This is a genomic window from Embleya scabrispora DSM 41855 (assembly GCF_000372745.1).
GTDB classification, from domain to species: Bacteria; Actinomycetota; Actinomycetes; order Streptomycetales; family Streptomycetaceae; genus Embleya; species Embleya scabrispora.
Window position 1 is genome coordinate 166536 of the sequence record NZ_KB889686.1, and the last position, 16698, is coordinate 183233.

16 protein-coding genes and 1 pseudogene are annotated in these 16698 nt (G+C 71.6%); 6 read left to right on the plus strand and 11 right to left on the minus strand.

Annotation, left to right across the window (positions count from 1 at the left end):
* Positions 1-5 precede the first annotated feature (5 nt).
* Entirely contained in the window at positions 6-1151 is a 1146-nt protein-coding gene (locus A3IC_RS0132705; RefSeq protein WP_026219017.1) for an RNA polymerase sigma factor, read from the plus strand.
* Positions 1152-1318: 167 nt separating this feature from the next.
* Here the strand turns inward: A3IC_RS0132705 and A3IC_RS57820 are convergent.
* Positions 1319-1722, minus strand: a pseudogene (locus A3IC_RS57820) (RidA family protein).
* Positions 1723-1801: 79 nt separating this feature from the next.
* The gene (locus A3IC_RS0132715) at positions 1802-3340 is read right to left on the minus strand and encodes an MFS transporter (RefSeq protein WP_020554299.1); all 1539 of its coding nucleotides are present in this window, start codon (positions 3338-3340) and stop codon (positions 1802-1804) included.
* 243 nt (positions 3341-3583) lie between these two features.
* On the opposite strand from A3IC_RS0132715, the gene A3IC_RS0132720 reads away from it, so the two are divergent.
* Positions 3584-4561, plus strand: a complete 978-nt coding sequence (locus A3IC_RS0132720) for an Lrp/AsnC family transcriptional regulator (protein ID WP_026219018.1) — start codon at positions 3584-3586, stop codon at positions 4559-4561.
* A gap of 55 nt (positions 4562-4616) precedes the next feature.
* On the opposite strand, the gene A3IC_RS0132725 is transcribed toward A3IC_RS0132720, so the two are convergent.
* The 3 genes from A3IC_RS0132725 to A3IC_RS0132735 all read right to left on the minus strand — a co-directional run bounded on the left by A3IC_RS0132725 (position 4617) and on the right by A3IC_RS0132735 (position 6459).
* Positions 4617-5180 carry a hypothetical protein gene (locus tag A3IC_RS0132725; protein ID WP_205354721.1) on the minus strand — a complete coding sequence of 188 codons (564 nt, stop codon included), beginning with the start codon at positions 5178-5180 and terminating at the stop codon, positions 4617-4619.
* Positions 5177-5617 (minus strand): RNA polymerase sigma factor, encoded by a 441-nt coding sequence (locus tag A3IC_RS0132730; protein ID WP_079026819.1) that lies wholly within the window; start codon positions 5615-5617, stop codon positions 5177-5179. Before A3IC_RS0132730 ends, A3IC_RS0132725 begins: the two co-directional genes overlap by 4 nt.
* 290 nt (positions 5618-5907) lie before the next feature.
* Positions 5908-6459 (minus strand): DUF3995 domain-containing protein, encoded by a 552-nt coding sequence (locus tag A3IC_RS0132735; RefSeq protein WP_020554303.1) that lies wholly within the window; start codon positions 6457-6459, stop codon positions 5908-5910.
* Positions 6460-6806: 347 nt separating this feature from the next.
* On the opposite strand from A3IC_RS0132735, the gene A3IC_RS0132740 reads away from it, so the two are divergent.
* Both A3IC_RS0132740 and A3IC_RS72685 read left to right on the plus strand, forming a co-directional pair.
* Positions 6807-7208: a nuclear transport factor 2 family protein gene (locus tag A3IC_RS0132740; RefSeq protein ID WP_020554304.1), complete on the plus strand. Its 402-nt coding sequence runs from the start codon at positions 6807-6809 to the stop codon at positions 7206-7208.
* A gap of 229 nt (positions 7209-7437) precedes the next feature.
* Entirely contained in the window at positions 7438-8487 is a 1050-nt protein-coding gene (locus A3IC_RS72685; RefSeq protein WP_020554305.1) for a zinc-dependent alcohol dehydrogenase family protein, read from the plus strand.
* Between the two features lie 428 nt (positions 8488-8915).
* On the opposite strand, the gene A3IC_RS0132750 is transcribed toward A3IC_RS72685, so the two are convergent.
* The 6 genes from A3IC_RS0132750 to A3IC_RS0132775 form a co-directional block, all read right to left on the minus strand.
* On the minus strand, positions 8916-9365 hold the full coding sequence (locus tag A3IC_RS0132750) for a hypothetical protein (protein WP_026219020.1): 450 nt from the start codon (positions 9363-9365) through the stop codon (positions 8916-8918).
* 96 nt (positions 9366-9461) lie between these two features.
* Positions 9462-9935 carry a DUF3291 domain-containing protein gene (locus A3IC_RS0132755; RefSeq protein ID WP_020554307.1) on the minus strand — a complete coding sequence of 158 codons (474 nt, stop codon included), beginning with the start codon at positions 9933-9935 and terminating at the stop codon, positions 9462-9464.
* 102 nt (positions 9936-10037) lie between these two features.
* Entirely contained in the window at positions 10038-10886 is an 849-nt protein-coding gene (locus A3IC_RS0132760; RefSeq protein WP_020554308.1) for a helix-turn-helix transcriptional regulator, read from the minus strand.
* Between the two features lie 109 nt (positions 10887-10995).
* Positions 10996-12231: a metal-dependent hydrolase family protein gene (locus A3IC_RS57825; protein WP_158696190.1), complete on the minus strand. Its 1236-nt coding sequence runs from the start codon at positions 12229-12231 to the stop codon at positions 10996-10998.
* Positions 12232-12497: 266 nt separating this feature from the next.
* Positions 12498-13718: a damage-control phosphatase ARMT1 family protein gene (locus A3IC_RS0132770; RefSeq protein WP_245599741.1), complete on the minus strand. Its 1221-nt coding sequence runs from the start codon at positions 13716-13718 to the stop codon at positions 12498-12500.
* Between the two features lie 115 nt (positions 13719-13833).
* Positions 13834-14526: a TetR/AcrR family transcriptional regulator gene (locus A3IC_RS0132775; protein WP_026219022.1), complete on the minus strand. Its 693-nt coding sequence runs from the start codon at positions 14524-14526 to the stop codon at positions 13834-13836.
* A gap of 53 nt (positions 14527-14579) precedes the next feature.
* Here A3IC_RS0132775 and A3IC_RS0132780 point away from each other — a divergent pair, with 53 nt between their 5' ends.
* Positions 14580-15758: an FAD-dependent oxidoreductase gene (locus A3IC_RS0132780; RefSeq protein ID WP_040877502.1), complete on the plus strand. Its 1179-nt coding sequence runs from the start codon at positions 14580-14582 to the stop codon at positions 15756-15758.
* Between the two features lie 252 nt (positions 15759-16010).
* Complete coding sequence (locus A3IC_RS0132785) at positions 16011-16646, plus strand: cysteine hydrolase family protein (RefSeq protein WP_245599742.1); 636 nt, start codon at positions 16011-16013, stop codon at positions 16644-16646.
* Positions 16647-16698: the final 52 nt, after the last annotated feature.

The window sequence follows — 16698 nt, forward strand, 5'->3', positions numbered from 1 at the left end:
GCGTGGTGGACGAGGCCCTGTTGCGCTCCCTCACCCCCACCGTGATCGGGACCCTCGTCCGCCGCGGAGCCGACTTCGCGGCGGCCGAGGATGCCGTGCAGGACGCCCTGATCGAGGCCGTGCGCGTGTGGCCGGAGGACTTGCCGCAGGACCCGAGGGGCTGGCTGGTCACCGTGGCCTGGCGCAAGTTCCTCGACGCCGCCCGTGCCGACAAGTCCCGCCGGAACCGCGAGGTACGCGTCGAGGGCGAGCCCGTGGCCGGTCCGGCCGAGGTGGTGGACGACACGCTCCAGCTGTACTTCCTGTGTGCCCACCCGTCCCTGACACCTGCCTCGGCCGTCGCGCTCACCCTGCGCGCGGTCGGCGGCCTGACCACGCGGCAGATCGCGCAGGCGTACCTCGTGCCGGAAGCGACCATGGCCCAGCGGATCAGCCGGGCCAAGCGGACCGTCTCGGGCGTCCGGTTCAACCAACCCGGTGATATCGCCACGGTGTTGCGCGTGCTGTACCTGGTCTTCAACGAGGGCTACTCCGGCGACGTCGACCTGGCCGCCGAGGCGATCCGGCTCACTCGCCAACTGGCGACCAAGACCCACCACGAGGAGGTCGCGGGCCTGCTCGCACTCATGCTGCTCCACCATGCCCGGCACGCGGCACGGACCGCCCGCGACGGGAGCCTCGTGCCACTTGCGGAGCAGGACCGCAGCCTGTGGAACACCCGGCTGATCGCCGAGGGGGTCGATGTGCTCCAAGCCGCACTCGCCCGCGACCGCCTGGGCGAGTTCCAGGCCCAGGCCGCCATCGCCGCGCTCCACGCCGATGCCCGAACGGCCGAGGAGACCGACTGGGTGCAGATCGTCGAGTGGTACGACGAACTGGTGCGCCTCACCGACAGTCCGGTGGCCCGCCTCAACCGGGCCGTCGCGGTCGGTGAGGCCGACGGCCCGCGGGCCGGCCTGGCCGCCCTGGCGGGCCTCGACCCCGCCCTGCTCCGCTACACCGCCGTCGCGGCGTACCTCCACGAGCGTGACGGCGACCCGGTCACCGCGGCACGCCTGTACGCCGAAGCCGCCCGATCGGCGCCCAGCCTCCTCGAACGCGACCACCTCATGCGACAGGCCGCACGGCTCAACGCACGGCTGCGCGACTGACCGACGGGCTGCGGGCGCGAGGCGGGCATTCGCCGGCGCGATGACACTCGGAGCGCGTCTTCGGCCCGCCGGTCGGGGCCGGGGTGTGGCGCGTGGTCCGAGGCCAGGGGTGTCGGACCACGCGGGTGAGGATGGCCGGTGAGTCCAATTGGACTCGTTGGGCGCGGTTATGGGCGGACCGCTAGCGCGTCGACCTCGAAGAGCATGTCGGGGAGGGCCAGGGCGGCGACGCCGAGGAGGGTTTGGGCCGGCGGCTGGTCGCCCCGGATGCGGGTGATCACCGCGAGGAGGGCTTCGAGCTTCGCGTGGTCGTGATCCACGATGTATGTGCCGAGGCGGGCCACGTCTGGGAAGTCCAGGCCGGCTGCGGCGAGGGCGGTGCCCAGATTGCGAAGGAGCGTTCGACCTGGGCTGCGAAGTCCGACGAGTCGACGGCGCCGGTCGGGCCGGAGCCGTACTGGCCGGCGATGAAGACCAGGTCGGGGCGGGGGGCGTCGACGACATGGCTGTAGCCGAACGCCACCGGGTCGTGCAGGTCGGCCGGGTTGGTGATGGTGATGGAACGGCTCATGATCGCCGCGCGCCGTTCGAGCCGGGGCCCTTGCCGTCCTGTCCCGGGACCTGCCCGGGACACCCGAGCGTCGCCCGGGTCAGTGCACGTCGCTCGACGCCCTCGCCGTTTCGGTTCGGGCGCGGCGGCGCGTGGTCATCGCCCAGGCGGCCGGCGCGGTTGCGGCGAGCAGCGCTGCGGCCGTCGCCAGTGCGTGCTGCGCGCTCAGGCCCGGGGCCTGCCCGGAGCCGCTGCCGGTCAGGTAGACGCCGCCGACGATGGCGACGCCGAGTGTGCCGCCGAGTTGCTGGACGGCGTTGAGGAGCCCTGCCGCCGAGCCGGTCTCCTGCGGCGAGACGTGGCGCAGCGCGGCGGTGAAGAACGGCGCGGTGAACAGGCCGACACCGAGGCCGGCCAGGACGAGAGCGAACGGCAGGCCGAGCGGGTAGTCGCCGGCGGGCGCGACTCGGTACGCCAGGGCTGCGGCGGCGAGGCCGGCGGCGAGAGTGGCAATGCCGGCGTGCAGGACACGGGTGCCGTAGCGGGGGACGAGGTGGCTGCCGGCGGCCCAGGAGGCGACGGCCAGGCCGGCGGACCACGGCAGCAGGGTGAGGCCGGCGGCGAGCGGGCCGTTGTCCAAGCCCAGTTCCAGGTGCAGCACGACGGTGATCATGACGCCGTTCATGACGGCGAAGAAAAGGGTGGAGGTGGCCAGTGCGGCGGGGAAGGCACGACCGCGCAGCAGGGACGGCTCGATCAGCGGGGTACGGCCGGCGGCGGCCGCGCGGCGCTGGTGGGCGGTGAACACGATCAGGACGAGCGTGCCGAGCGCGGCGGCGGCCCATGCCCCGGTTTTCGGCGCACCGGTGCCGGCGGTGAGCGGGCACACCAGAAGAGCGGTGCCGACCATGGCCAGGGCGGTGCCGGTCGGGTCCAGGCGGGGGCGTACGGGGGCGCGGTCCTCGCGCAGCCGCGGTGCGATGGCCAGGACGGCCGCGGCGAGGGGCAGGTTGACCAGGAACACCGCGCGCCAGGAGGTGCCGAACAGGTCGGCATGGGTGAGCACGCCGCCCAGGACCGGGCCGAGGACCGCTGACAGGCCCATGACCGGGCCGATGGTGCCCAGCGCCTTGGGTAGCTCGTCGCCGTCGAACATGGCGCGGATCAGTCCGAACGTCTGCGGGATGATCAGGGCGGCGGCGGCACCTTGGGCCGCGCGTACGCCGATGAGGACGCCGGCGGTGGGGGCGAGCGCGCAGGCCAGTGATGTGAGGGCGAACGCGGTGACGCCGATCCGAAAGATCCGGCGGCGGCCGGCGATGTCGCCGAGACGGGCGGCGGTGAGCAGGCCGAGGGCGAAGGCGAGGGTGTACGCGGCGCTGTACCAGGGGATCGCGGCGGCGGGACCGCCGAGGTCGGCGTGGATGACGGGACCGGCGACCTGGACGATCGTGGCGTCGAGGAGGTTCATGGCCTCGGCGGTGAGCAGCGCGATCAGGGCGGTCCACCGCCGGGGATACGCGACGGGGGTCGGTTGGACGGAGCGGGCGGCGACACCGGCGGTGCGGGTGGGCTCGGTGGGTTGCTTGGTGGAGTGCGAGGCGGGCTCGTTGGAGTGCTGGGTGGAGCGCTCGGTCATGGGGACCCCCGTGAGTGGTGTGGTGCGCGGATTCGGGGCCTGCGGGTTCACCGGTCTGCCGTCCCGGCGCTTCCCGGTGTCCTGGTGTCCTGGTGTCCTGGTGTCCCGGTGTCCCGGTGTCCCGGTGTCCCGGTGTCCCGGTGTCCCGGTTGGGCACCACCCTGGTCCGGCTTTCACTTTCGGTTCCACTTTTGGCGGTCGAACCGATGATTGCTTCCGTCAAGCTCGGCTATTTTGATGGATATGCTCGAACTGGACGATCTGGACCGTGGCCTGATCCACGCTCTCCACGTGGACGCGCGCGCCCCGTTCACCCTCGTCGCCGAGGTCCTCGGTTCCTCGACCCAGACCGTGGTCCGCCGCTACCGCCGCCTGTACGCCGAAGGCGGCCTGCGCGTGGTCGCCCTGCCGACTCCGCGCAGCACCCCCGCGCACCAGTGGTTCGTCCGCCTGACCGCCGCCACTCGCACCGCCCACGACATCGCGGTCGCGTTGGCCCGCCGCCCCGACGCCTCGTGGGTCCGGCTGACCTCCGGCGGTACCGAGATCGTCGCGATCATCCACACCGCGCCCAGCGGCCCGGACGCCCACTCCCTCCTGCTGCGCGACATTCCGCGCACCGCCGGAATCACCGCGGTCTCCGCGCACTACCTGCTGCACACCTACCTGGGCGGGCCCACCGCGTGGCGCGGCCGGCTGGGCGCGCTGACCCCCGAACAGGAGGCCCGGCTGCGCGCCCACGACGTCCCGGCCGCCGACATCGAGGGCGACGACCCGTACACACTCACCGACGCCGACCTGCGCTTGCTGGCCGCGCTGCGCGAGGACGCCCGGGCGGGCTACACGGAACTGGCGGCCGCGACCGGCTCCACGCCCTCCACGGTCACCCGTCGGCTGACTCGATTGCGCTCGCGTGGTGCGCTGTTCTTCGACGTCGACATCGAACCCGCCTTCCTCGGCGCCACCGTGTCCGCGCTGCTGTGGATGCAGGTCGCCCCCAGCCGCCTCGACGAGGTGGCCACGGTGCTCGCCGGCCACGAGGAACTCGCCGTCGTCGCCGCCACCACCGGTCCGACCAACCTGGTCGCCCACGCCCTGTGCCGCGACGCGGAGGCCCTGCACCACTACCTGATTCGCCGCGTCGCCCTGGACGCCATCACCCGCATCGAGACCGCACCGGTCCTGCGCACCTACAAGGCCGCCGCCACGCTGCGCGGCTGACGACCCGCCCGCCGGCCTCGGGAACGGAGCACGCGGCGAGTCGAGGGGAGTGCGCTCAGCCGCCCACCGCCGTGTGCAACCGGGCCATGGCCAGGCGCAGTTCGCGCCCGGTGCCGATCGGCACGATGGCGGCCCGACCCGGTACCCGGACGCCGCCGGTGAGGGCGACCCGGGTCGTGTCGTGTTCGGCGACCGCGGCCATGCCGATGATCACGAACCGGCTCTGCAGCCAGCACCAGCCCGGCCGCAGGACGCCGTCGAAGCGGGCCCGCATGCCGTAACGGCTGCGCGCGTATGCCTCGACGCGATCACCGTCGCGCCGGGACACCCGGACGTGCCGCATGTCCGGCTGGAACCGGCCGAAGCCCTGCTCCAGGTCGCCCATCACCGCCCAGACATCGGCGAACGGCGCGGGCACCACACCCTCGACGACACGAGCGCCCGGGATGCCGGCGGTCAGCGCACGCAGGCGGGCAACCGCGTCGACGTGCACGGGAACCCAGCGGGCGGGATGCACACGTACGTGTTCGACACTCGTGGAATCGATGCCCATCGGCTCGACCCGGGTGGGTTCGGCATCGTCCGATCCGATGTTGCCGGGGTCGCGTGGCTCGGTCATGCCGTCCACATCCTTCGGAATCCCGCCCGGGCGCGATGCAGCCGGGACTTGACGGTGCCTTCGGGGACGCCGAGCAGATCGGCGGCGGTTTGTTCGTCCAGGCCCTCGACGTCGCGCAGCACCAGTACGGCACGGTGTTCGGGCGACAGCCTGGCCAGTACGTCGTCGATGTCGGCGGCCAGCTGCGGGTCGCCGGGCGCGGGCAGTTCGGTCGATTCGATCGGGGTGTCGCGTCCCGCTCGGCGGGCGATCCGGATCGCCTCGCGCACCGCGATCGCGCGGACCCAGCCGTACAGCGCCTCCGGTTCCTCGAGGTTGCGCAGCGCGCGGAAGACCACGACCAGCGTTTCCTGGACCGCGTCCTGACGGGCGTCGAGCGCGATCGGACCGCAGATGGTGGCGACGTAGGGGATCAGGTGATCGAGCAGGTCGCTCATCGCGAGGGTGTCGCCGCGGCGGGCGGCGCGGGCGAGGGCGATGCCGCGCGTACGGCGGTCTTCGGTCCGGTCTTCGGTGCGGTCGACGCGGTCTTCGACTCGGTGCTCGATGCGGCCGTCGGGAGGGTTCTCGGCCCGGTCGTCGGCTCGGTCTCCGACGTGGTGCTCGGTTCCCCGGTCGATTCGGTCCTCGGCTGGGGCACCGCTTGGGTGTTCGAATCGATCCCGGCTTCGGTCCTGGCTGCGCTCTTCGGTTCGGTCTTCGGTTCGGCGATCCGGCACGGTGGTGATCATCTCCCGGCTGCCCGGGTCCGGGGCGGTCGGCTCGACGCCCGGCGGAATCCGGTCAGGGCGACTCTCGCGGCCGCGTAGCCGAATGCCAGGCAAACCGGCGTGTAGACGGCGAGGTTGAGGCGATGGAACGTACTGCCCGGGTCGGTCCCGATGCCCACCGCCCAGACCACGCCCGCCGTGCTCCGGACCGCGAGTCCGGCGGCGACCGCCGCGGTGATCAGCGCGCCGACCCGACCGCCTCGACCCCGACTGTGCGCGAACACGCCGACGGCGCCCGTGCCGAGCAGGGCGCAGAGCGGCAGCAGGGTACGCGGGGTGAACGGGACGTCGGCGTTGAGCAGTCCCTGCGAGAGTGCCTCGGTGCTGCCGGCGGGCCAGGTCGAGCCGGTTGCCCAGAGCGCGTGGAGGAGGGCGTCGGCGGTGAGCAGTGCGGCGACCGCCGTACCGGCGCGTCTCCCGGTGACGGTGGGTGTGTCGATGGTGGGTCCGGCGGTTCCGCCGAGTTCGGCGGGTCCGGTGGTTCCGGTGGTTCCGGTGGCGATGCGCACGGCGTGGTCCCCTCTCGGGGCTGACGAGCTGTCAGCCGGTCGCCGGGAAGAGGACGCCGGGCCGGGAAACGTTCCGTGTGACGCCGGGCACACCACAGGGCGCCGCAGGAGTTTCGTCAGGCATGCGAGTGGGCGCACGGGTTGGCCGGATTGGCGGCGGCGGAGGCGGGAGGCGAAGCGCGACGACCGATTGCCGCCGGCAGGTGGGTGGTCCCGGTTGCCACGATGAGTTCATGAGTGTCGAGAGGACAGCCCCGAACGGATCAACCGAGTCCGAGCGTGGGCCGACGACTTCCCCGGTGCCTTCGGCTTCGGGTTCGCCCCACCCCCCGCGCAGTGCGCCGGCCGTGCTGGAGACGTTCTTCGCGGCCGAGGCCGCCTATGTCGGAGCCGGTGGCCGAGGCAAGGCGAGCTTTGCCGAACTTGCCGCGTGTCTCGCGCCGGACGTGGTCATGTACCAGTCGCCGGGCCTGCCCTACGGCGGTCCCCGGTACGGTCCGAGCGGGATCGAGGACTTCATGGCCGCGATGAGCGAGGCATGGCGAGAGATGGAGTTCCTCGAACAGCGCTTCGCGGTCGACGGCGAGTCGGTGGCGATCCTCAACCGGGGTCTGCTGACCGCACGTGCCACCGGGCGGGTCCTGGACACCTGGGTGATGCAGATGATCACCGTTCGGGATGGCCTGATCACCGAGATTCGCCCGTTCTATTGGGACACCAAGGCGGTGGACGCGGCCCTGATGCCCTGAGGTGGGGCCCTTCGGGCGGTCGGCTCGCCGCGACCGCGGCCGGGTGTGCGACCGGTCCGGCAATTACCCATGCGATACCGATTCCGGAGCCGCGTGATCTTCGTAGGGTCTTGTTCGGCGGCAATCGATGCGAGGTCGACTACGACGGTGCATCGGGTCGTCGGAAGTCAGGTCGGTACGGGGGCGGAAGCCTGCCCGACGAGAACGCACCCACGAAGAGGACGAGTTCATGGCGCACACGCAGCAGCAGGGCATGACCGCAGCCGGCTACCACCTGGACCGGCCGCAGGACGGCCTGGCCGGACTGGTCCTGCGGGAGGAGGAGGTGCCTCGGCCGGGCCCGAACGAGGTGCTGATCCGGGTGCGGGCGGCCTCGCTCAACCGGCGGGACCTGATGATCCTCGACGGCACGTACGTCATCCCGGGGGCGCCGGGCGTGGTGCCGCTGAGCGACGGCGCCGGCGAGGTGGTCGCGGTCGGCGAGGGGGTACGGCGGGCCGAAGTCGGCGACCGGGTCGCGGTGACCTACTTCCGGAGGTGGGTCGACGGGCCGATGACGCTTCCCGTGGTGAGCGAGCAGTACGGGGCCAACCTCGGCGGAATGCTGACCGAATATCAGGTCGTCGACGAGGAGTCGGTGGTGCGGATCCCCGACCACCTGTCCTACGAGGAGGCCGCCACGCTGCCGTGCGCGGCGGTACTGGCCTGGGCGGGGTTGACCACGGGGCCTCGGCCGATGGTCGCGGGGGACACCGTGCTCGTGGTCGGCGCGGGTGCGGTGGCGCTGTTCGGCGTGCAGTTGGCGGCGGCATCGGGTGCGCGGGTGATCGCGATCGCCTCGGGCGCGGACAAGGCCGCGCGGCTCGCGGAACTGGGCGCGGCGGAGGTGGTCGATCGCCGGATCACGCCCGATTGGGAGTCGGCGGTGGCCGAACTCACCGACGGTCGGGGTGTCGACGTGATCCTGGAGGCGGTCGGCGCGCCCACCGTCGCCAAGTCGATCGCGTCGATCGGCTTCAACGGGCAGATCTCCCTGGTCGGCGCTTTCCCCTCGGACGGAGGGAGCTTCGACCCGAACCTGTTCAACGGGCGCTTCTTCGGTATGCAACGACTCGCGGTGGGCAACCGCACCACCTTCGAGCACCTCAACACCGTGTTGGCCGAGCATGGGATCCGCCCGGTGATCGACCGCGTCTTCGCCTTCGACGAGGCCGTCAAGGCATACGAACACCTGCGTAGCGGAGCCCCGTTCGGCAAGGTGGTGATCACGCTCCCGTAGGCCGGAGGCGCGTTCGGCCGGCAGGCCGGTGCGCGCACGACGCACCACCCCTCTCGACAAGTGGCCGTCGGCGCCCATGCGCGCCGGCGGCCCGGTAGGTTGCCGGACGTGGCGGACGTGGCGAGCGTCGAGCAGGCGCACGGGCGCGGGCTGCGACCGGGCCGTCGGTCCGTGTGGGTTTCGTGGAGTACGCCAGGAACAGAGACCTGGCGGTGGATCGACGGAGGCGCATGTCTCGCACCGCACATCACCCGACCCCGCGCAGCAGGCTTGATTGGTCGGGGTTGCCGGATGGGCCGTGGCGGCGGTTGGGTGTGGCCCGGGTGGCCGGGGCCGGGTGGTCGGCGGGATCGGCTGGTGCGGCGCCGTCGAGTTGCAAGGGTTGCGTTGTGGTGTCGGTGCCGTGTCGGTTGTGCGGAAGTCGGTGGTCAGCGGTCGGTGAAGTAGGCGTAGGGGGCGACGGATACGCCTTCGACGACGGCTCGTTCGTCGTCCTCGTCCGCTTCGGGGTCCAGGTCGGTGGCCTGGCGGGAGCCCATGGACCAGATGGCGAATCCGGCGTGGAAGGCGTGGCCGATGTCGGTTTCGGTGCCGGTGTGGCCGAGGGCGGTCAGCTCCGCGACCACCTCGTCCAGGAAGCGCCAGGTCAATTGCACGCCGTCGAGGTGAACCTCGGTACGGGTGCCCGCCCCGTGGCCGAGTTCGACCAACTCGACCGTGTCGTCCGGCAGGTAGCAGATGACCAGGGTCGGATCGGTGCGGTAGACGGCCTTGGATCGGCCGGGCCCGTGTACCGGCTCGCCGATCCGGGCCTCGACCTCGGCCCGTGACTCACCGACCTCGACGAGCGCGACGCCGCGCCCGGGGATGATGTTCATGCGCGTCATGGTGCCGGCCGGGGTCTTCGGCTCCGGATGTGGGCCCGGTCGGCCCGGGCGCGATGCCGTGCCCGTCGGCGCCTGCCAACCGCCTTGTCAGGCGATCTCGGCCGGCTCCGGTTGCGGGAAGCGGTTGCGGAACGTGAAGGCGTAGGGGGTCGGGCCGTGTTCGCGCAGGTGGTCCAGGCGGATCCGGCCGTCGGCGGAGGTCGGGATGGTGCCGGCCGGGACCCACCACAGGACCTGGGAGATCTCGGCGATGTGCTCGAACCAGTCCTGGCGGCGACGCAGGTATTCCAGGTGGCCGCTGCGGTAGACGAACTCCCAGAGTTGATCCGGGGTTTCCCACACCGACATGGTCACGATCGTGTCGGCGTCGTACGGGCGGATGTCGGTCGCGTCCGTGGCGCCCTCGTCCTCGCCCTTCAGTCGCCAGACGAAGCCGGGTGCGTGGTCCGCGAGGTCGTTCATCGGATCGAGTCCGGCCACGAAGCCGGCCATGGTCGGGGTGTCCAGGGGAGCGAGCATGCGTGCGACGTTGAACTGGGCGATGTGGTGTGTCGAGGGCATGGGATTACCTCACCAGGTCCCGAGCTATATGTCAACGAGAATTGTTTTTAGAGATTCGGCGGCACCCGGGAGGCTCTGGAGCCGTGGATCGCCGGATGCGGATCAGTCGGCCGATCCCTCCCGGTCCGTCTCCGTCGCCCGCTCGACGACCACGCAGCAGCGGCCCGGTACGGAATCGAGCCTGGCCCGGTACCCGGTCGCACCCAGACCGTCGAGGAGCCCTTCGAGCAGGGCCAGATTCATCCCGCACACCAGCGGCGGAAAGTCCTCGGCCAGTCGGTGGAAGGGGCAGTTCCGGAGCAGGATCCGGGAGGCGTCGCGCGACTCGTCGGCCGCCGTCCCCGGGACGACGCCCTCGGTGCCCGCCGCGTGGCCGGGTTCGTGGCCCGCCTCGGGAACCGCGGTCCGGCCGGGCCCCGGAACGGCGTCGTGTCCGCGCACCGGCACCGGCTCGTACCCGCGTGCCGTCAGCGCCGCGACCACCCGATTATGCTCGTCCGCACCTTCCCCCGCCGGACCGCCGAGCGTGCGTCCGGCGACCCGACCGGTGTCGTACGCGGCCGCGTCCACCGCCCGAGCCGCGCCCGCCCGCTCGACCGCGTCCGCCAGGATCTGCCCGGCCGTGTCGTAGGCCCGCGGCGGCAGCGTCACGCTGGTCTCGACCGCGCTGCGCCGGTACAGCTTCGCCGGCCGACCGGCGCCCGGGCCGCCGCTCCGCCCCGCGGGCCGCGCGAACTCCGTGCTCAGCAGCCGCGCCTCGACCAGCTTGTCCAGATGGAACGCCGCGAGCGTGCGCTGGATCCCGACCGCGTCGGCCGCAGCCGCCCGCCCGACTGGGCCCTCGGCCGCGGCGACGTAGCGGTACAGGGCCCGGCGTACCGGGTCGGCGAGCACGCCGACCGCGTCGAGTGCGTCGTCGCCGGGCGGAGGAGGAGAGGGGAGGTCGGACACAACCGGAGTGTAGGCGAGCCGGTGCCACCGAGGTCGGCTCGCTCCGGCGAAGCGCGGTGGCGAGGGCTCGATCGGGTATGCGAAGCCGCGGTCGGGTGCGCGGGTCTCATCACCCCGGCAGCGCCCCCGCGACCACCTCGCCGCCCTTGAGCACCGCCGCCGGCGGCCGGTCGGCCAGTACGCCGATGTCGATCGTCGGGTCGCCGTCCAGGATCAACAGGTCGGCGAGCCGGCCCGGCTCGATGCGACCCAGGTCGTCGCCGCGCCGGGCCAGTTCGGCGCCGTTGCGGGTGGCCCAGCGCAGGACGTCGAGCGCGGTCACGCCCGCGTGCTCGGTGTACAGGCGCAACTCCGCGCCGTACATCCCGTGCGGGAAGCCGATCGCGCCGTAGTCGTCACCGAGCACGAACCGCACGCCCGCGGCCTGCGCCTTGGGGATCATCGCGTACATGTGATTCAGATCGGCTTTGATCGCGTCGGCGGCGAAGCCGAGCCCGGACCCCATGAAGCCGAGGAAGTGCTTCGGAAAGTGCAACGAGGGCACCACGAACGCGCCGGTCTCGACGAGTGCGGCGATCACCTCGTCGTCCATCTCGTCGCAGTGGTCGACGATGTCGATGCCCAGTTCGAGCGCCATCATGATGGCCGGCTTGTTGACCAGGTGCGCGCGGATCAGCACGCCGCGCTGATGGGCCGCCTCGATCGCGGCGGCCAGTTCGGCGCGGCTCATCTCGATCCGGTCCTTGGGCGCGGTGGTGCCGTGGCCGCCGGTGACGAACAGCTTGATCACGTCCGCGCCGCGCTTGATCTCCTCGCGTACGCCGAGCCGGAAGCTCTCCGCCCCGTCGCACAACCGCACCGCGCCGGACGCGCCCATGCCCCAGTGCCATGGCACTCCGTCGTTGGAATGCCCGGTCGTGGACAACTCGCGCGAGGATGCCCAGAACCTCGGGCCCGGGATCAACCCGTCCTCGATCGCGCGCTTGACACCACCCTCGACATCGTTGGAGCCGCCTGCGCCGACCACGCCGGTGTAGCCGAGTTCGAGCGCGGTGCGCAGGTTCCTCGCGGCGATCAGGGCCTGGTAGGAGGGCGGGTACTCGTTGCCGTACGGCGTGTTCGGCTTCGAGCCGAGCTCGTGATAGGTCGAGTGGAAGTGACATGTGAACATGCCGGGCATCACCGTGCGGCCGGCCAGGTCGACGACCACGTCCCCCTCCCGAGGCTCGGGCCGCTCGGCCCCGACGGCGAGGATGCGCTCACCTTCCAACACCATGGTGCGATCGCCGACGGCGGCATTGGTCCCGTCGAGCAGATTGACCCCGGTCAATACCAGACGAGTCACGGCAGCCCTCTCTCCCACACGGAATATGACGCGACGTCAGATGCGGTGTGCAGCCATGTATGGCAGACGGACCGAGAGGAGACAAGGGCCGTCCCGGGCGGCGACGGCCCCCTGCGCTCGCTCGTGCCCGCGCATGGCGAGTGGTCGTACAACGGGGCGGGCGCCTACCTGGATCGCTCCTCCGCGACGGGCGTCCTCGGCGCGGCATCCGGGTACGGGGCGCAGCCTTGGCGACAACGACCGGCACGCCGCACGAACACGCCCGCTCAGTCGACGTGTTCCGGAGGGTCGGGTACGTGGAACTGCACGAGGGCGTGTGTGCCCGATGTGCGCCACGCGGGCTCCGTGGCGTCGAGGCGGCGCACGGTGTCCGGATCCAGGCCGACGATCACATCGGACTTGAGGGTGCGCAGCGACGCCACCGGGCCGGGGAAATAGCCGACCGTGTCGGAGAAGGGCGTGGTCGGCGGCCAGTGCAGGTCGCCGACCAGGCGGCGGTGGTTCAGGTCTCCCTTGAGGATGGTCACCGTCGCGGAGGCGAAGTCGGCGTACAGGTCCTCGGGCATCGCGGCGTAGGGCAGGGGCGCGCACGCGAACACGTGGGCGCGGACGTCGAGTCGCCGTGCTGCCGTTGCCTGCCACAGGCGTCTGCCGACGCGCCCCGCGTGTCCGGGGGCGGCCTTGAGTCGGCGCAGGCAGGCGAGGACGTCGGCGGGTGTCGCGTCGGATACGTAGTACGGGTGGGGCTTGACGTGCAGCACGACGTCGGCCGCGAGTCCGGTGTCGAGCAGGTGGTCGATCAGCACGAGGTCGGGGATCAGTTCGCCGCCCGCGTTGTCGGCGACCACGCACACGCGACCGCCCGGGTCGGCCGCGAGGTGGCGCAGCAGCAGGTCGGTGTCGTCGGCGACCAGCGGGCCCTGCGGTCCGTCACGGTGCGCCGGCGCCGCGGCGGTGCCGGTCTCCACGGTGATGCGGAAGCCCAGGTCGGCGCGGTTGCCCCACAGTGACGCCATGACGAGTGCGTACGGCAGTTCGTTCGCGTCGAGCCGGGCGGTCGCCGTGAGGCCGGCCAGTGCGTCGTCGACGGCGGGGCTTTCGAGTTCGACGCGCTTCGTCGGGCCGAACGGGTCGATACCGCGCCAGGGGTCCGCGTCCGGTCCGTCGCCGAAGTAGCCGAAGGCGCCCAGCAGTCGGCGGTAGAAGTAGCTCTCGGCCCACAGGAACGGGGCCTGCGCCCAGGGGCGTTCGTAGTACTCGCCGGTTTCGGCCCACTCCGCCCACCGCATCGCGTCGTGAGCCTCCGGCGGCAGGGGGCGTACGACATCGTGCAGCGTCTCCGCGACGAGTGCCTCCAAGGCGTCGAGCTGTTGCGGGGCGAGGGGGAAGGCTTCGGCCAACCGGCGTACCAACTCGGGGTGGCGGTCGCGGAAGACGCCGAGCGCGAAGGAGCCGGGATCGCTCCACATGATCGGCAATGGCGGCACGTCGATCACCCTAGTTGTCGGGCGACCCGGGCATGCGCTCCTGCGCGGCGGGTCGGGCCGCCGATGATCCGGTGAGGTGGGTGGGCTTCGTCGAGCAACGTGTCTGGTGGTCGCCTTATGCCGGCGGTTGGGCGAGTTTGCCGGCCACGGCGTCGAGGACCCAGTCCAGGCCGGTCGCGAAGGACGTCTCGGCGTCCACCTCCGTGCCGTCGTACACCGCCTTGGCGAGCGCCGGGAAGCGGCCCGTGGCCAGCATCCTGGTCAGATGCGGGCCGGAGGCGCGCTGCCAGTCGCGCTTGGACAGGCCCGTGGCGCGCTCGGCTCGCAGGTTCGCGATCTCGCGCCTGATCGCGCCGGTGAAGTAGGCGCCGACGGTCTCCACGGCGCGCATGACGGTGTCGAGGTCGGCGAGGCCGTCGAGGGCGGCCAGCGTGGTCTCGGTCACGGCGAGGGCGTTCGGGCCCAGGGTGGGGCGGCCGCCGAGCAGGTCGGCCAGCCATTCGTGACGGAGGGTGGCCTGCCTGGTGCGGTGGGCGAGGCCGCGCAGCGCCTCCCGCCAGTCGGCGGGCTGCTCCTCCGGGAGGATCTCGGCGTAGACCTCGTCCACCATGAGGTCGAGCAGTTCCTTCTTGGTGGAGATGTATCCGTACAGCCGCATCGGGCCGGCGTCCAGTCGGGCGGCGACCTTGCGCAACGACACCGCCTCCAGCCCGCCCTCGTCGGCCAGCGCGATGGCGGCGGCAACGATTCGCTCCCGGTCGAGCGGCACGGGGCGAGTCGGCGGCTCCGGCCGGTCCCACACAGTCATGGTTGCATCGTACTGTTGCGATACACCGTATTGGCAAAATACAGTGCATCGACATGAGACACCGTATCGCCGTGATCGGCGCCGGTCCCGCCGGCCTTACCTTCGCCCGCGTCCTGCACCGTCATGGTCACCCTGTCACCGTCCTCGAACGCGATCCCGCCCGCGACGCCCGTCCCCCGGGCGGCACGCTGGACCTGCACGAGGGGCTGGGCCAGTCGGCGCTGGAAAAGGCGGGGTTGCTGGCGGAGTTCCAGTCGCTGTCCCGTCCCGAGGGGCAGGCAATGCGCATCCTGGACGCGGACGGGACCGTCCTCCGCGACTGGCAACCTCGTCCGGGCGACCGGGCCAATCCCGAGATCGACCGCGGCCAACTTCGTGACCTGTTGCTCGGGCCTATGGACGTTCAGTGGGGGCGGGGCGTGACGGAGGTGGTGCCGGGGACCCGAGACGGCGTGCTGGTCCATTTCGCGGACGGGCGACAGGAGACGTTCGACCTCGTGGTCGGTGCGGACGGCGCCTGGTCCCGGGTCCGCCCGGCGGTCTCGTCCGCGACGCCGCACTACACCGGCGTCACCTTCGTCGAGACCTCCCTGGACGACGTCGACACCCGCCACCCCGACCTCGCCCGGCTGATCGGCGACGGTTCCATGGCCGTGTACGGCGTCAACCGCGCACTCGTCGCCCAGCGCAACGGCGGCGGCCACGTCAAGGTCTACGCCCAGTTCCGCGTGCCGCTGGATTGGCACACGAACCCGGACCGGCACACGAACCCGGATCGACAGATGGGCCCGAACCGGCGGGCCGGCCTGGACTGGGCCGACGTCGAGGCCGTGCGGTCAAGCCTGTTGGCCATGTTCGACGGCTGGGCCGCTCCCGTCCTCGACCTCCTCCGCCACGGCACCGCTTTCGTCCACCGTCCCCTCTACGTCCTGCCCGTGTCCCACACCTGGGCCCACGTCCCCGGGGTGACGCTATTGGGCGACGCCGCCCATCTGATGCCGCCCTTGGGGGCGGGCGCGAACCTCGCGATGCTGGAAGGCGCCGAGCTCGCCGAGTCCGTCGCCGCCGCTTCCGCCCCCGGCGAACCGGACGAGGTCGTCCGCGCCTTCGAGGAACGGATGTGGGCACGGGCCGACAGGTGGGTGAAGATCACGACGGCCGGTCTGGAACGCCTCGTGAGCCCGGACCCCACCGAAGCCATCGCCCTCTTCGACGAGGTTCAGCCATCCTGACCGCCACACCCGGGTGCCGCACCGGCCGTACCGTGATGAGGCGGCCATGTCGACTCCCAGGAACCTCGCCGACGTTCGTACCCGCATCGACGCACTCGACCACGACCTGACCCGACATCGAAGCCCCGCACGCTGATTGGGCACACAGGGCGACGTCGTTCTCGAAGGCGCTCGCGCGGGCGGCGGGGACGCGCCGGCCCCTACCTCACCGGAACCGTTGCGACCGCCACTGGTAGCTTCACCCACGCACGGTTGGCCATTGCCATCACCAGGCCGCCCAGCTGTCTTGCCGACCACAGGGCGCTGGATGGAAAGACCGAACGGGAGCCCGTCGTGACCACTGCACTGATCATCGGCGACATCCAGCAGGGCATCACGAGTAGTTACCCGTTCGCCAGGCGCGTCGTGCCGCCGCTCACCGAACTGCTGCCGCGTGCCCGCGCGGCCGGTGCCCTCGTCGTGTTCGTGCACTTCGCCTTCCGGGCCAACGGGACCGACCTGCCGCCGGACAACGCACTCTTCAGGAGGTTCTACGAAGCCGGGGACACCTTCCATGAAGGATCGGCCGGAACCGGGATCGCCCTGCCGGTCGCCGAGGAGGACGTCGTCGTGGTGAAACGCCGCGCCAGTGCGTTCGCGGGCACAGACCTTGACCTCGTGCTCCGCGCGCGAGGCGTCGAGACGCTCGCGATCGCCGGAGTGGCGACCAGCGCGATGGTGGCTGCGACGTGCTACGACGCGGCGGATCGTGGCTATCAGGTGACCGTGCTGCGTGACGGTTGCGCCGACGGTGATGCGGCGATGCACGACTTCTTCATGGATGCCGTCTTCCCCAGCCGGGGATTCGAGGTCATGTCCTGCGCCGGTTGGCACGGAGAACAAAGTTGATTCGGGTCACGGCCGTTCGCCGATGGCGGTGATGGTGGCGATTGCCCGGACG